The following is a 14,704-nucleotide window of genomic DNA, read 5'->3' as shown; positions in this document are numbered from 1 at the left end:
CCTGTTGCGCCAGCTGACGTTTAGTCAGGTTACCGAAGGGGAGTCACGTCAGGAATGGGGCGGAGGAGGGGAGGGCGAGGGTCGAGATGCCGAGCGCGCGATGCGATCTGCCGGAGGTGGACGCCTTCACCCGGCCGTACTGGGAGGCGGCGGCCGCGGGGAAGCTGCTGCTGCGCCGCTGCCGGGCCGCGGGGTGTGGCACGGCCCATCACTACCCGCGCGAATTCTGTCCGTACTGCTGGAGTGCGGACGTGGTCTGGGAGCCGGCCAGTGGCCACGCCACTCTCTACACATGGTCGGTCGTGCACCGCAACGACCTGCCCCCGTTCGGCGACCGTCTGCCGTATGTGGCGGCCGTGGTCGATCTCGCCGAGGGGCCGCGGATGATGACCGAGGTCACCGACTGCGCGCCGGCGGAACTACGCATCGGGATGCCGCTCACGGTGCGGTTCCGGGACGTGGCCCCCGGCGTCGGGAAGCCGGACGCCGCCGGGGCCGCCGGAATCGCCGAAGGCGACGCCGGCCCTTTCGCCATTCCCGTCTTCGGCCCCGGTCCCGCGTAGCGGCGGATTGACCGGTACGTATTCAGTGCATATTCATCAGTGCATATTCAGTGGTGGTCCGCCCCCGCCGACGCCATGCTGTGGACATGCTGATACGCGAGGCATCCGCGGCCGACTGGCCCGCCATCTGGCCCTTCTTCCATGCGATCACCGCGGCCGGTGAAACGTACGCCTACCCCCGCGACCTCGACGAGGCGGGAGGCCGGGAGATCTGGATGCAGCATCCGCCCGGCCGTACGGTCGTCGCCGTCGACGAGTCCGGAACGGTGCTGGGTACGGCCAAGATGAACCCGAACCACATGGGCGGCGCCGCGCATATCGCCAACGCCAGCTTCATGGTCGATCCGCGGCATCATGGACGCGGTGTCGGGCGGGCCCTGGGCGAGTACGTAGTGGACCGGGCCCGCGCCGACGGCTATCGGGCGATGCAGTTCAACGCCGTCGTGGAGACCAACACCGGTGCCGTCGCCCTCTGGGAGTCCCTGGGGTTCGCGATCATGACCACCCTCCCCGAGGGCTTCCACCACCCCACCAAGGGCTATGTGGGCCTCCACATCATGTACCGGCGCCTGTGAACTGAGCCTCGCTCCCTCGTCCCTTTGCCCCCTCCCCTCTCCCCCCCCTCGCCCCCTCGTTTCTCACGACCACGCCCTCACCCGGCCCAGAGGCCCTCTTCTGTCAGGCCCAGCAGGTCGATCGCGTTGCCGCGGACGATGCGTTCGACCACGTCCGGGGCGAGGTGGCCCATCTGGGACTCGGCGACCGCTCTCGACCGCGGCCAGGTGGAGTCGGAGTGCGGGTAGTCGGTCTCGTAAAGGACGTTGCCGACGCCGATCGCGTCGAGGCTCTTCAAGCCGAAGGCGTCGTCGAAGAAGCAGCCGTGGACATGCTCGGCGAAGAGTTCGGACGGGGGGCGGAGGACCTTCTCCGCGACGCCGCCCCAGGCGCGGTTCTCCTGCCAGACCACATCGGCGCGTTCGAGGATGTACGGGATCCAGCCGATCTGGCCCTCGGCGTACATGATCTTCAGGTGGGGGAAGCGCTCGAAGACGCCGCTCAGCAGCCAGTCCGTCATCGAGAAGCAGCAGTTGGCGAAGGTGAGTGTGGAGCCGACGGCGGGTGGGGCGTCGGGCGAGGTGGACGGCATCGCCGACGAGGAGCCGATGTGCATGGCGATGACCGTGCCGGTCTCGTCGCAGGCGCGGAGGAAGGGGTCCCAGCGGTCGGTGTGGATGCTGGGCAGGCCCAGGCGGGGCGGGATCTCGCTGAAGCAGACCGCCCGTACGCCGCGGGCAGCATTGCGGCGCACCTCCGCCGCCGCCAGCTCCGCGTCCCATAGAGGGATGAGGGTGAGCGGGATCAGCCGGCCCTGCGCCTGGGGGCCGCACCACTCCTCCACCATCCAGTCGTTGTACGCGCGCACTCCCAGCAGGCCCAGTTCACGGTCACTGGCCTCGGTGAACGTCTGGCCGCAGAAGCGGGGGAAGGTGGGGAAGCAGAGGGCCGACCGGACGTGGTTGACGTCCATGTCGGCCAGGCGGTCGGGGACCGAGTACGAACCGGGGCGCATCTGCTCGTAGGTGATGCCCTCCAGCCTGATGTCGTCACGGGAGCAGCCGACGGCGGTGTCGAGGCGGGTGAGCGGGCGGCGCAGGTCCTCGTAGACCCACCAGTCGGCCATCGGCCCGTCCTCGCCGGTGGTGCCCATCTTCGGGGTGAATCTGCCGCCCACGAAGGTTATTTCCTTGACCGGGGCGCGGACGATCCGCGGACCGGTGTCCCGGTACTTCGCAGGGAGCCGGTCCTGCCAGACGCCGGGGGGCTCCACCGTGTGGTCGTCCACCGAGATGATCTCGGGGAAGGGATGCGGGGTGCCCGGGGTCGCCGAGGCTGCCGCGGCCTCCGCGGCCTCCGTGGTCTCCACGGCGTCCGTGGTCGTCGTGCTCGCCGTCTTCGCCCTCTTCGCCGTCTTCGCCGTGCTCGCCGTGGTCTCCATGGCGAGTAAGGTAGCGAGAATCTGACGCTCCGTCAGCAGTAGCTGTGCGGATGGCCGTCTGACCAGGGGCGTACGGAGGCGCACACTCCGCGGCCCGGCCGCGCGCCGGCCCGTTGCCGCCCTTCGGCAGCCGAGGAGGCTTTGTGCACGGTCCCGACCCCTACTGACGGAAGGGCCCGTAACAAGGCAGACTGGCCGTTGCGCACAGCGAGAAGATGTGTACCGCGTGGTCATCTGGCACAGGCAGGGGGACACCATGGACGACGGTCCGGGGCGGGAGCGGCTCCGCTTCACCGTGCTCGGTCCCGTACGGGCCTGGCGCGGCGCAACGCCGTTGGCGGCGGGCTCCCCGCAGCAGCGCGCGCTGCTCGCGGCACTACTGCTGCGCGGCGGACGTACCGCCACCGCGGCCGAGCTGGTGGACGCCCTGTGGGGCGACACCCCGCCGCATGCCGCACTCGCCGCGCTGCGCACGTACGCCTCCCGGCTCCGCAAAGCGCTCGGCCCGGATGCCGAGGTGCTGGTCAGCGAGGCCGGAGGCTATGCGATCCGGCCGACGGAAGGTTCACTGGACCTGGACCACGACCACGCCGAGCAGTACGTCGCCGAGGCGGAGAAGGCCAAGGCCGCCGGCGACCGCGGCCGGGCCCGCGAACTCCTCGACACGGCGCTGGCGCTGTGGGACGGCGAGCCGCTCGCCGGCCTCCCCGGCCCGTACGCCGAGACCCAGCGGACCCGCCTGGAGGAGTGGTGGCTGTCCCTCACGGAGAGCCGCCTCGAACTCGACCTGGAAGCGGGCTGTCACGCCGACGCGGTCTCCGAGCTGACCGCGCTCACCGCCGCCCACCCACTGGCCGAGCGCCTCCGCGAACTGCTCATGCTGGCGCTGTACCGCAGCGGCCGGCAGGCCGAGGCGCTGGCCGTCTACGCCGACACCCGCCGGCTGCTCGCCGACGAGCTCGGCGTCGATCCCTGCGCCTCGCTCTCCGAGCTGCATCAGCGCATTCTGCAGGCCGACCCGGAGCTGGACGCACCGGCGGTCGCCGGCCTCGATGCCGACCCGGCCGACCCCGTCGTCCCGCGTCCGCAGCAGCTTCCGGCGACCGTCGCCGACTTCACCGGCCGGGCTGCCTTCGTCGCCGAACTCGGCGATCAGCTCGCCACCGCCGAGGGCAGCGTGATGGCCGTCTCGGCCCTCACCGGCATCGGCGGTGTCGGCAAGACCACCCTCGCCGTCCACGTCGCGCACGCCGCCCGCGACCACTTCCCCGACGGACAGCTCTACGTCGACCTCCAGGGCGCCGGTCACAACCCCTCCGAGCCGGTGGCCGTCCTCGGCGCGTTCCTGCGCGCCCTGGGCACACCGGACGCCTCCATCCCCGAGGGCCTGGCGGAGCGTTCGGCCCTCTACCGCTCCACCCTCGCCGGCCGGCGGGTGCTGGCGCTCCTGGACAACGCCCGGGACGCGGCACAGGTCCGGCCGCTCCTCCCCGGCACGGAAGGCTGCGCCGCGCTGATCACCAGCCGGGCCCGGATGATCGACCTGGCCGGGGCGCACCTCATCGACCTCGACGTGATGAGCCCGGAGGAGGCGCTCGCGCTCTTCACCCGCATCGTGGGCGAGGAGCGCGTCACCTCGGAGCGGCAGGCCGCCATGGCTGTCGTCGGCGCCTGCGGATTCCTGCCGCTCGCCATCCGCATCGCCGCCTCCCGGCTCGCCGCACGCCGTACGTGGACGGTCTCCACCCTGGCGCGCAAGCTCGCCGACGAACGCCGCAGGCTGGACGAGCTCCGGGCCGGCGACCTCGCCGTCAAGGCGACCTTCGAGCTGGGCTACAAGCAGCTGGAGCCCGCCCAGGCCCGCGCCTTCCGGCTGCTGGGCCTGGCGGACGGCCCGGACATCTCGCTCGCCGCGGCCGCAGCCGTGATTGACATGGACATCGAAGAGACCGAGGAACTCCTCGAATCCCTCGTGGACACCTCCCTCCTGGAGTCCGCCGCGCCGGGCCGCTACCGCTACCACGACCTGGTACGCCTCTACGCGCGCGCCTGCGCCGAGCGTGACGAACACCCCCCGTCGGAGCGGGACGCGGCGCTCTCCCGGCTGCTGGACTTCTACCTGGCGACCGCGGCGCGCATGTACGCGCTGGAGCGTCCCGGCGACCGGCTCGTCGACCACATGGAGAGCACCAGCTACCCCGGCCTGGTCTTCGCCGACCGCGCCACGGCGCTGGAGTGGCTGTTCTCCGAGGCCGGGTGCCTCCTCGCCTGCGCCCGGCAGTCCGGTGGCCCGGCGACCCTGCGACGCGCCGCCGACCTGCTGCTGCTCACCAAGGACCTGTCCGAGTCCGGCGCCGACGCGTTGCAGTACGAGCAGGCGAACATCGAGCTGCTGGCGGCCGCCCGGGAGATCGGGGACCAGCACGCGGAGGCCCGGTTCCACCTCGGACTCACCTATGCCCGCACGCTGTCGGGGCGGCTCGACGAAGCCGATGGGAACGCCAAGTCCGCCATGCTGCTCGGACTGGCCTGTGAGGATCCGTACGTCACGTCCTCCGCGCCCAACGACCGCGGAATCATCGCCAACGCCCAGTACCGGCACGCCGACGCGGAAGGCTACCTCCGCCAGGCCCTCATCGCCTTCCGGGACGACCGGAACCAGCAGTCCGAGGCCAGCGCGCTGTGCAACCTCTCCCGCGTCCACCTGGACACCGGGCGGGTGGACAGCGCCATCGAGCTGGCGGAAGAGGGACTCGCGATATACCGGCGGCTGGGCGCCAGGCGCCGGCTCGCCAACGGCATGTATGCCCTCGCGCTCGCGTACACCCAGGCCATGCGCCTGGAGGAGGCCACCGAGCAGCTGATGGCGGCACTGGCCATCTTCAGGGACAGCCGGCAGCGCTTCTGGGAAGGGATGACCCACTTCCGGCTCGCCGAGGTCGAACTCGCCGCTCGCCGCCCCGCCGCCGCAGCGAACCGCGCCGAGCAGGCACTGACCGCGCTGCGCGGCATCGGCGGCGACTCCTGGCGGGCAACGGTCCTGACCACCCTGGGGCGGGCCCTGCACCAGCTCGGCCACACCGGGCGGGCGAGGGTGTGCTGGCAGGAGGCGCTGGCGACGTTTGAGCGCCTGGGGTCCTCGGAAAGTATCGTTGTCCAGGCGCTTCTCTCGCCCACCGCGGTGGCGTAGCGGGGGCATAAGCGCGGCCGCCCAGCAGGGCGAATCCGACGTTTATCGATGACGTTTATCGATCGTTCATCGCGCCGGGCCACTCTTGTCAGCATCGAACCGCCGCCTCGGGGGGCAAGCGGCTCGGTGCCCAGGCCGCACAGTTATGGTGAGCGGCCGTCAACGCCCGTCCGGCGGCCAACGGGGGAGTCGCCGGCCGGGCTACCAAGCAGTATCGCCCACACAGGAGTTGATCCAAGTGAACGCCGACAACAAGGCCCCAGCCACCGGGGACCGGGACGTTCTCCTGCCCATGGACAACCATCAGCCGATCAGCGGAGCCGGCGTCGCCACGCAGGTGAAGGAAGCCGTTGAGCGGGACATCCTGCCCATGGACAACCACCAGCCCATCATCGGAGCCGCCGCCACCGCGAAGGCGAAGAAGAAGGCCGGTGAGCGGGACGACACTCTGCGGCCCATGGACAACCACCAGCCCATCACCACGCCCATGGTCGAGGACGACCACCAGTCCGCACCGGGCAAGGGCGTCTCCCAGAAGGACTGACACCGGTCGGTTCGCCCACGGGCCCGGGCAGGGGAGCAAGGGGGGCAGGGCCCATCGAAGCAACGGGGGAATCGGGGGGAATCGGGGGAAGACGGGGGGAACCGGGGGAACGGGGGTGTGTTCGGGGGATCGCAGGGGCCGGCTTCGACGGCACGGAGGGGATGCTGTCGAGAGCCGGTCCCTGCGGCGTATTTCGCGGCCCGATCAGCGTGTAACTAGCGATATTTGTTTCTTTTTCGCGATGTTTCGAATATCTGCCTTCACGCGCCGCTACGTTGTCTCAGGAACAGCAGTTGTCACGGGAGTTGTCCCGAGAGCGGCAACTGTCCACTGTCGTAACTGTCAACTGTCCCGCTTGCCTAGGAGTTGGAATGACCCGCACACGTAAGAGCTTTGTGGCCACCGGTATCGCGCTGCTCGCGCTCGGCGCCGTCGCGCTGCCCGCCGCGGCTGCCGGTCACGCGCCCGGCCGGCCCCACTCCGTGGCGATATGGGACAACCACGCGCCGGTGATACCGCTGGACAACCACGCTCCGCTGAGGGCTATGGACAACCACGCGCCGCTGGTGCCTGTGGACAACCACATGCCCTGACGGATCCTGCGCAAGCTTCCTGACGGTGCTCAGTGATCTGACGTATCGTCAGTTGCAGGCATTGCAGGGCAGTGCATTGCAGGGCTGGCGGCGTCATGAGGCACGCTCGCCCCCGCTCCGCCCCGCAGTCAGGAGGCGCGCCGTGTTCGAACCCGCTCGTATCCGCACACTCTGGGAGCTGGTCGAGTACCGGGCCCGGGCCTCGCGCGGGGAGCCCATGTTCTTCGACGGGGACGGGCGGAGCATCACGTTCGACGGGATGCGGGACGAGGCGCTGCGGGCGGCGGCGGGGTTGCGTGCCCTGGGGATCGGGGCCGGGACACGCGTGGCCTGGCAGCTGCCGACCCGGATCGGGACGGTGGTCGCCTCGCTGGCGCTGGCCCGGCTCGGGGCCGTACAGATACCCGTCATCACCCAGCACCGGGAGCGCGAAGTCGGCTTCATCCTGGCCGCGTCGGGGGCGGAGTACGTCCTCGTACCAGGCGTATGGCGGGGGTTCGACCACACCGCGATGGTGCGGGAGGTGGCGGGGTGCGGGGACGGGGACGGGGTGCGGGTGGTCTCGGTCGCGGGCGGTTTGCCGAGGGGGGATCCGGCCGGGCTGCCCGATGCGTCGCCCGGCGCGTCGCCCGGCGGGGGAAGGCGCGTGTCCGGCGTCGACGAGGCGACGACCTGGATCTACCACACCTCCGGGACGACCGCGTCGCCCAAGGGTGTGGAGCACACCGACGCCACGCTGATCGCCGGCGGGGTCGGGCTGGCCACGGCGCTCGGGATGTCCGCGCGGGACGTCGGCTCGATCGCCTTCCCGTACGCGCATATCGCCGGCCCGGATTACGTCATCGCCATGCTGGTCAGCGGCTTTCCCGCGGTCATCCTGGACAGCTTCGAGCCCGGCCGGGCGGCGGACGTCTACCGGCGGCGGGGCGTCACCATGGCCGGTGGCAGTACCGCCTTCTACCAGGCGTTCCTCGATGAGTCGCGGCGCCGTCGGGGGCAGCGGCCGGAGGGGGCCGGGCCGGCCGGGCCGCTGATTCCCTCGCTGCGGCTGCTGTCGGGCGGCGGGGCGCCGTTGCCGCCGGAGCTGTACGCGGCGGCCGGGCGGGAGCTGGAGTGCGCGCTCGTGCACGGATACGGGATGACCGAGTGCCCGATGATCGCGATGGGGACGCCGTACGACAGCGACGAGCAGCTGGCGCACACGGTGGGCCGCCCGGTCGTGGGCGCGGAGATACGGATCGCCCGGCCGGACGGGAGCGAGGCCGCGACGGGGGAGGCGGGGGAGGTGACGCTCAAGGGCCGGATGCTCTTCCGGCGGTACACCGATCCGGCGCTGACCGCCGCGGCGTTCGACGCCCACGGGTACTTCCACACCGGTGACCTGGGGCGGATCCGCCCGGACGGGCATCTGGTGCTCACCGGACGGCTCAAGGACATCATCATCCGCAAGGGTGAGAACATCTCGGCGCAGGAGATCGAGGACCTGCTGCACACCCATCCGGCCGTCGCCGAGGCGGCGGTGATCGGCCTGCCGGACCGCGAGCGGGGGGAGCGGGTGTGCGCGGTGGTCAGGCCCGTCGATCCGGCTGCCGACCCGCCGCTGACGCTGGGGGCGCTGACCGCGCATCTGCGGGCGGCCGGGCTGATGGTCCAGAAGCTGCCGGAGCAGCTGGAGACCGTCGACGAGCTGCCGCGCGGGGGGCCGCTGAACAAGGTGCTGAAGGGTGTGTTGCGTAGGCGGTTCGCTGCGCTTGGCTGACTTCCCACGTTGTCGGCCGTCCCGCCGTGGCGCCTGCGGCGGGCTGTTGCCGCTGCGCGGGGCTGTACGTCACGGGTCCGGCCCTCCGGACTTCGTCCTGCGGTCCGGCCCCTCCCGTGGGTGGGTGGAAAGGGCTGGTGGGGGCGTACGTCAGTGATTGTCTGCGGGTAGTGGGCCCAGTGGTTCGGCTAGGCCGGTCGCAGTTTTGTCTTGAGGACCTTGCCGGCGGCGTTGCGTGGCAGTTCGGGGACGAAGGCGACCTCACGGGGGACCTTGTAGTTGGCCATCTCGCGGCGGGCCCAGGCGATCAGGTCGTCGGCGGTGAGGGAGGAGCCGGCGCGGCGTACCGCATAGGCCTTGCCGACCTCGCCGAGGCGGCGGTCGGGTATGCCGATGACGGCGACCTCGACGATGTCCGGGTGGCGGCCGAGGAGTTGCTCTATCTCGGCGGGGTAGGCGTTGAAGCCGCCGACGATGAACATGTCCTTGACGCGGTCGGTGATCCGGAGGTTCCCGGCCGTGTCGAGCACGCCGATGTCCCCGGTGTGCAGCCAGCCCCAGGCGTCGAGGACCTTCGCCGTCTCCTCCGGGGCCTCGAAGTAGCCGCGCATCACGTGGTGGCCGCGCACCAGTACCTCGCCGGGTTCGCCCGGTGCGGCGAGGACCCGCACCTCGGTGCCCGGGATGGCGCGTCCGGAGGTCGCGGCGATGGTCTCCGGAGTGTCGTCGCGGCGGCACATCGTCACGAGACCGGTTGCTTCGGAGAGGCCGTACGCCGTCAGGACCGTCCGCACGCCCAGCTCCGTACGCAGCCGTTCCACGAGTTCGAGCGGTACCGCCGCGGCGCCCGTGACCACCAGCCGCAGCGCGCTCATGTCCTGGGCGGAACGCGCCGGATGGTCGAGGAGGGACTGGAGCAGGGCGGGCGGGCCCGGCAGTACCGAGATCCGTTCGGCGGCGAGGTTCGCCAGCACCGTGTCCACGCCGGACACCGGCTGCGGCACCATCACCGTGCCCCGCAACAGGCACGCGATGATGCCCGCCTTGTAGCCGAACGTGTGGAAGAACGGGTTCACGATCAGATAGCGGTCGTCTTCCCGCAGCCCCGCCAGCTCGCTCCATACGCCGTAGCAGCGCAGGGTCTGCGCATGGGTGATGACCGCGCCCTTGGGGCGGCCTGTCGTGCCCGAGGTGAAGATGATGTCGGACGGGGCGGCGGACACCACCGAGCCGGCGCGCCGCCACACCTCCTCGCCAGTGACGCGGTCGCCGCCGGCCAGGAACTCCTTCCACGTGCGGCACCCCTCGGGGGCGCTGTCCGACAGCACCACCACCTGTTCCAGGGCCGGTAGCCGGCTCCGGACGCGGCGGAGCGCGGCGACGTACGAGGTGCCGAGGAAGGTGCCGGTGACGAAGAGCAGGCGGGTGCGGGTGCGGTGGAGGACGTAGGCGGCTTCGGTGGCCTTGAAGCGGGTGTTGACGGGGACGAGGACGGCACCCGCGGTCACCGCGCCGAGGGCGGAGACGATCCAGTCGAGGGTGTTGGGAGCCCAGACGGCGACCCGGTCGCCGGGCATGACACCGGAGGCGATGCAGGCGGCCGCCGCCCGCTCCACCCGCTCGCCCAGCTCGGCGTACGAGATGCGGGTACGGCCCTCGGCCACGGCCTCCCGGGCGCCGTACCGCCGGGCGGCCGTGCGCAGCAGCCCGGGGAGGGTGCCGTACCGCAGATCCGCCCGCGCATCCATGTCGTGTGCGTTGTCTGCGTCTTTGCGCATCGCCCGCCTCCTGTCGAAGGCCTGACCGGAATAGCTGACTGAGTGTCAGATTAACGGTAGCCTCCTGCGCTGTCAGTACGGGTGGACGACCACGGAGGCGGCGATGGGGGCGACCCTCAAGGACGCTACGGCGATAGCCGGCATCGGGCAGACTCCGTTCGCCAAACGCCTTCCGGAGTCCGAGAAGACCCTCGCCTGCCGGGCCATCGTCGCGGCGCTGGACGACGCCGGGATCGTCCCCTCGGAGGTGGACGCCTTCGCCTCCTACACCATGGAGGAGACCGACGAGGTCGAGATCGCCAAGGCCATCGGTGCCGGGGATGTCACCCACTTCTCCAAGGTCGGCTACGGCGGCGGGGGTTCCTGCGCGACGGTGGCCCACCTGGCCGCGGCCATCGCCACCGGCCAGGCCGGCGTCGGCGTCGCCTGGCGGTCCCGCAAACGCGGTTCGGGACCGCGGCCCTGGAAGAACACCCGGGTGCAGATGCCGACACCGGCGCAGTGGACCCGGCCCTTCGGCCTGCTGCGCCCGGCCGACGAGATCGGCATGCTGGCCCGCCGCTATATGCACGAATACGGCGCCACCCGCGACCACTTCTTCAACGTCGCGCTGGCCTGCCGTAACCGCGCCAACCAGAACCCGGCCGCGATGATGTACGAGCGCCCGCTGACCCGCGAGATGTACATGACCGCCCGCTGGATCAGCGAACCGCTCTGCCTCTTCGACAACTGCCTGGAAACGGACGGCGCACTGGCCTGTGTGGTGGTCTCCGCCGAGCGGGCCCGCGACTGCCGCCACCGGCCCGTCTACCTCCACTCCGCCGCGCAGGGGCTGCCGGCCCAGCACCACGGCATGGTCAACTACTGGAACGACGACCCGCTCACCGGCCCCGGCTGGACCGCCGCCCGGCACCTGTGGAAGGGCGCCGACCTCGGACCGCAGGACGTCGATGTGGCCCAGATCTATGACGCGTTCACCCCCCTGATCCCCCTCTCGCTGGAGGGCTACGGCTTCTGCGGGCGCGGCGAAGGCGCGGCCTTCACCGAGGGCGGCGCGCTGGAAATCGGCGGCCGGCTCCCCCTCAACACCGGCGGCGGAGGCCTCTCCGAGGCATACGTGCACGGTTTCAACCTGATCACCGAGGGCGTCAAACAGCTGCGCGGCACCAGCACCGCGCAGGTCCCCGGCGCTACCACCTGCCTGGTCACCGCGGGCGAGGGCGTCCCCACCTCGGCCCTGCTGCTGAGGAGTTGAGGCGCGACGATGAGTACACGTGAGTCCATGTCACCCAGGGTGACACCCGCCACTGACAATCCGCCTGCCACCGACGCTTCGGGCCTGCTGCTGCCCGTCCCCGACGACGACGGGGAGCCCTTCTGGGCGTACGCCGCCCGCGGTGAACTGCGCGTCCAGGCCTGCGGCGACTGCGGAGAACTCCGCTTCCCGCCCCGGCCCTGCTGCCCGCACTGCCGGTCCTTCACCGCCCACTGGCAGAAGATGAGCGGCCGCGGCCGCATCTGGTCCTACGTCCTGCCGCACCCGCCGCTGCTGCCCGCGTACGCCGCCCGGCCCGGCTACAACGCGATCGTCGTGGAGCTGGCCGACGCCCCCCGGATCCGGCTCGTCGGCAACCTCGTCGCAGCCGCCGACGCCGCCCTCAACTCCGTCGACCCGGCCCGGCTGCGCATCGGCGCCCCGGTGAAAGCCGTCTTCCACCCCATGCCCGGAGGCGTGACCGTACCCCGCTGGCTCCTGGAGCGGCCATGACGGTCCGTACGGAGATCACGGACGGGGTCGCGCTGGTCACCCTCGACCGGCCCGACCGGCACAACGCCATCGACCTCGACACCGCCGCCGAACTCGCCGCCACCTGGCGCGCGTTCCGCTTCGACGACTCCGTACGGGCGGCGGTGATCACCGGTGCCGGCGGCCGCGCCTTCTGCACCGGCATCGACCGCTCCGCCGACGTCCCCCAGCCGCCCTCGCCCTACTCCCTCGACGACCCGCTGCTCGCCATCGGCCCGAAGGCCAACGATCTGTGGAAGCCGGTCATCGCCGCCGTCGACGGCATGGCCTGCGGCGGCGCCTGCTACCTCCTGGGCGAGGCCGAATTCCTCATCGCCTCCGAGAACGCCACCTTCTTCGACTCGCACACCACCTACGGGATGGTCAGCGCGTACGAATCCATCCTCATGGCGCAGCGGATGCCGCTGGGGGAGACCGCCCGGCTCGCTCTGATGGGCACGGCCGAGCGGCTCAGCGCCCGCCGCGCGTACGAGATCGGGCTGGTCTCCGAGCTGACCGCACCGGGCGCCGCGGCCGAGGTCGCGCTGCGCCGCGCCGCCGTGGTCGCCGCCCAGCCGACGGAGGCGGTCCAGGGCACCGTACGCGCCCTCTGGGCGGCCAAGGAGGCCACCAGGGCACAGGCCCTGACGCACGCCCCCCACCTCATCGCACTGGGCAACCTGCCCCCGGAGCGACAGGCGGAGCTGTTCGCCTCCCGGAAGCGGCACCAGGGCGGCTGAACCCTCACATCCGGGTGCCGCTGAACCCTCACATCCGGGTCTTGTGGGCCCGGGTGACCTGGCAGGTGAACCAGAACTGCCCGATGGAGGACTGGTTGACCGTGTACTTGGCGGTGTAGGTCTCGGTGTCCCCCGGGCGCACGACGATCGACCGCTCGTGCAGCCCGTACGCGTTGCCGTCGGCCGGCCGGGCCTTCATCCAGTTGATGGCCATGTCGTAGGAGAAGGTGTCGGTCGACGACGGGTTGCGGATGGTCACGGTGTATGTGAACTGCCGCAGCGAGTTGGAGAATTCACAGCCGCGGCCGGTGACGTCCGACCGTCCGTCCGGGTCGTACGTCTCCTGGGTCGGCGACGGCGAGTAGGTGGGCTCGTAGGAGGGGGCCGACCCGTAGCCGGTGGGCGTGGGCGTGGGCGGCGGGTAGTAGGACGGGACCACGACCCGGGGCCGCGCGAAGGAGCAGCCGCCGACCGTCGCGACCGCGGCCACCGCCAGTCCCGCCGCGACCGCCGCCTTCGTACCCCTGCGGGTGCCGGTACGCATACGTATGCCCGTGCGCTGCTTCATTGTCCGACCGTCCCCCGTGAAAACAACCTGAGCCCCGCCACCCTGTGGGTTGACGCGTGCACGGCACCCTAGCAAGTCGCGTGGGCGTCTCATGTGGGCGTACCTGTCTAGCGAGCGCAGACGGGCAGGCGTAGCGTCGGTCACGGAGGACGGCAGAACGACCCGAAGCGAGGCGACGCCCGTGGTGCGCAACGTTCTCGGGTCCCTGGTCGCCCTCGTCGGAGCGACGGCCGCCGTCTGGAGCCCCTTCCGTCCCTGGTACGACGGCCGTCACGGCAGCGATGTACGGATCGAGGACCTGTTCAACGGCATCACCGACAACGCGGCCGCGCTCTTCGGCTCGATCCTCCTCCCCATGGCCTTCGCCGCGCTGCTCACGCTGATCGGCATCGCTCTGCGCTCCCGGCTGACGGTCACCCTCGCCGGGCTGGTCGTCTTCGGCTTCACGATCCTGTGGATGGTCCGCCAGGGGCAGGCCGCGGGCGAGCTGACGGCCGGCACCCGCGGGCTGGGTATCGGCGTGGGCAGCGCGCTGGGCGGGGGCGCGCTGATGCTGCTCGGCGCTCTGATCATGCGGGGCCACAACCGCCGGGCATACGGCCGCGGAGACGATCGCCACTACGACCGCCTCCACCACCAGGGACCCTACGACCGGGGCTACGACGACGGGGGCTACGAGCGGGGATACGACGGGGGCTACGACGACCGGGCTTATGGGCATGGGGGTTATGACGGCCGTGGTTACGGCGATCGTGGGTATGGCCATCGCGGCTATGGTGAGCGGCCGTACGACAACGGCCGTTACGGCCGGCGCTACGTATACGACGACCCCTACGACGCGACTACGCGGTATCACGAGGACGACACCCCGACCACGCCCTTGCCGGTCACCGAGCCGCCTCCGGCCGAGGAACCGCCGCCGACCGAGGAGCTACCGCGAACCCCCGCGCCGGAGCCCCGGCAGCAACAGCCTCCGGGACCACCGCCGACCATGCCGTCCCACCGGCTTCCTCCCACACCCCCGGTGGAGTGGGGCAGAGAACACCGGCGGCCTCAGCCGCAACAACCCCGGGCAGCCCGGAAACCGCAGGCAGTCCAGAAACCGCAGGAGGCCGAAGAGACCCAGAAGTCCGAGGCTCAACAGCCGCCGGAGCAGGAGCAGTAGGCCGGAGCGGCAGGAGTAGCCC

General features: G+C 71.2%; 13 protein-coding genes. 10 read left to right on the top strand and 3 right to left on the bottom strand.

Annotated elements, in window-relative coordinates:
* The first annotated feature begins 86 nt into the window (after window positions 1–86).
* Both AZE13_RS13580 and AZE13_RS13575 read left to right on the top strand, forming a co-directional pair.
* Window positions 87–563 (top strand): Zn-ribbon domain-containing OB-fold protein, encoded by a 477-nt coding sequence (locus AZE13_RS13580; protein ID WP_066930731.1) that lies wholly within the window; start codon window positions 87–89, stop codon window positions 561–563.
* Window positions 564–649: 86 nt separating this feature from the next.
* A complete protein-coding gene (locus AZE13_RS13575; RefSeq protein ID WP_066931382.1) occupies window positions 650–1,138 on the top strand; it encodes a GNAT family N-acetyltransferase in 489 nt (162 codons plus the stop codon).
* Between the two features lie 77 nt (window positions 1,139–1,215).
* Here AZE13_RS13575 and AZE13_RS13570 read toward each other — a convergent pair whose 3' ends face one another.
* On the bottom strand, window positions 1,216–2,559 hold the full coding sequence (locus AZE13_RS13570; protein ID WP_079123973.1) for an amidohydrolase family protein: 1,344 nt from the start codon (window positions 2,557–2,559) through the stop codon (window positions 1,216–1,218).
* 256 nt (window positions 2,560–2,815) lie between these two features.
* Between AZE13_RS13570 and AZE13_RS13565 the strand changes: the two genes are divergently transcribed.
* The 4 genes from AZE13_RS13565 (at window position 2,816) to AZE13_RS13550 (ending at window position 8,645) form a co-directional block, all read left to right on the top strand.
* A complete protein-coding gene (locus tag AZE13_RS13565; protein WP_066931379.1) occupies window positions 2,816–5,749 on the top strand; it encodes an AfsR/SARP family transcriptional regulator in 2,934 nt (977 codons plus the stop codon).
* Between the two features lie 238 nt (window positions 5,750–5,987).
* Complete coding sequence (locus AZE13_RS13560; protein WP_066930729.1) at window positions 5,988–6,293, top strand: hypothetical protein; 306 nt, start codon at window positions 5,988–5,990, stop codon at window positions 6,291–6,293.
* Window positions 6,294–6,664: 371 nt separating this feature from the next.
* Window positions 6,665–6,886, top strand: coding sequence for a hypothetical protein (locus AZE13_RS13555; protein WP_066930727.1), 222 nt, complete (start codon window positions 6,665–6,667; stop codon window positions 6,884–6,886).
* 142 nt (window positions 6,887–7,028) lie between these two features.
* Window positions 7,029–8,645 (top strand): class I adenylate-forming enzyme family protein, encoded by a 1,617-nt coding sequence (locus AZE13_RS13550; RefSeq protein ID WP_066930725.1) that lies wholly within the window; start codon window positions 7,029–7,031, stop codon window positions 8,643–8,645.
* Between the two features lie 188 nt (window positions 8,646–8,833).
* Here the strand turns inward: AZE13_RS13550 and AZE13_RS13545 are convergent, their stop codons facing one another.
* Window positions 8,834–10,393, bottom strand: a complete 1,560-nt coding sequence (locus AZE13_RS13545) for a FadD3 family acyl-CoA ligase (protein ID WP_066931377.1) — start codon at window positions 10,391–10,393, stop codon at window positions 8,834–8,836.
* A gap of 133 nt (window positions 10,394–10,526) precedes the next feature.
* Between AZE13_RS13545 and AZE13_RS13540 the strand changes: the two genes are divergently transcribed.
* The 3 genes from AZE13_RS13540 to AZE13_RS13530 are packed head-to-tail and all read left to right on the top strand — an operon-like array spanning window position 10,527 to window position 12,949.
* Entirely contained in the window at window positions 10,527–11,678 is a 1,152-nt protein-coding gene (locus AZE13_RS13540) for a lipid-transfer protein (RefSeq protein ID WP_066930723.1), read from the top strand.
* A 27-nt stretch (window positions 11,679–11,705) separates the two neighbouring features.
* On the top strand, window positions 11,706–12,191 hold the full coding sequence (locus tag AZE13_RS13535) for a Zn-ribbon domain-containing OB-fold protein (protein ID WP_066930721.1): 486 nt from the start codon (window positions 11,706–11,708) through the stop codon (window positions 12,189–12,191).
* Window positions 12,188–12,949, top strand: coding sequence for an enoyl-CoA hydratase/isomerase family protein (locus tag AZE13_RS13530; protein WP_066930719.1), 762 nt, complete (start codon window positions 12,188–12,190; stop codon window positions 12,947–12,949). The genes AZE13_RS13535 and AZE13_RS13530 overlap by 4 nt, the downstream gene beginning before the upstream one ends.
* Window positions 12,950–12,977: 28 nt before the next feature.
* On the opposite strand, the gene AZE13_RS13525 is transcribed toward AZE13_RS13530, so the two are convergent.
* The gene (locus AZE13_RS13525) at window positions 12,978–13,517 is read right to left on the bottom strand and encodes a hypothetical protein (RefSeq protein WP_066930717.1); all 540 of its coding nucleotides are present in this window, start codon (window positions 13,515–13,517) and stop codon (window positions 12,978–12,980) included.
* A gap of 181 nt (window positions 13,518–13,698) precedes the next feature.
* Between AZE13_RS13525 and AZE13_RS39260 the strand changes: the two genes are divergently transcribed.
* Window positions 13,699–14,682, top strand: a complete 984-nt coding sequence (locus tag AZE13_RS39260) for a hypothetical protein (RefSeq protein ID WP_066930715.1) — start codon at window positions 13,699–13,701, stop codon at window positions 14,680–14,682.
* Window positions 14,683–14,704 lie beyond the last annotated feature (22 nt).

The sequence above is a fragment of the Streptomyces sp. NBRC 110611 genome (genome assembly GCF_001590865.1).
In the GTDB taxonomy this organism is placed as follows: Bacteria; Actinomycetota; Actinomycetes; order Streptomycetales; family Streptomycetaceae; genus Streptomyces.
This window is presented reverse-complemented; position numbering and strand designations above follow the sequence as displayed.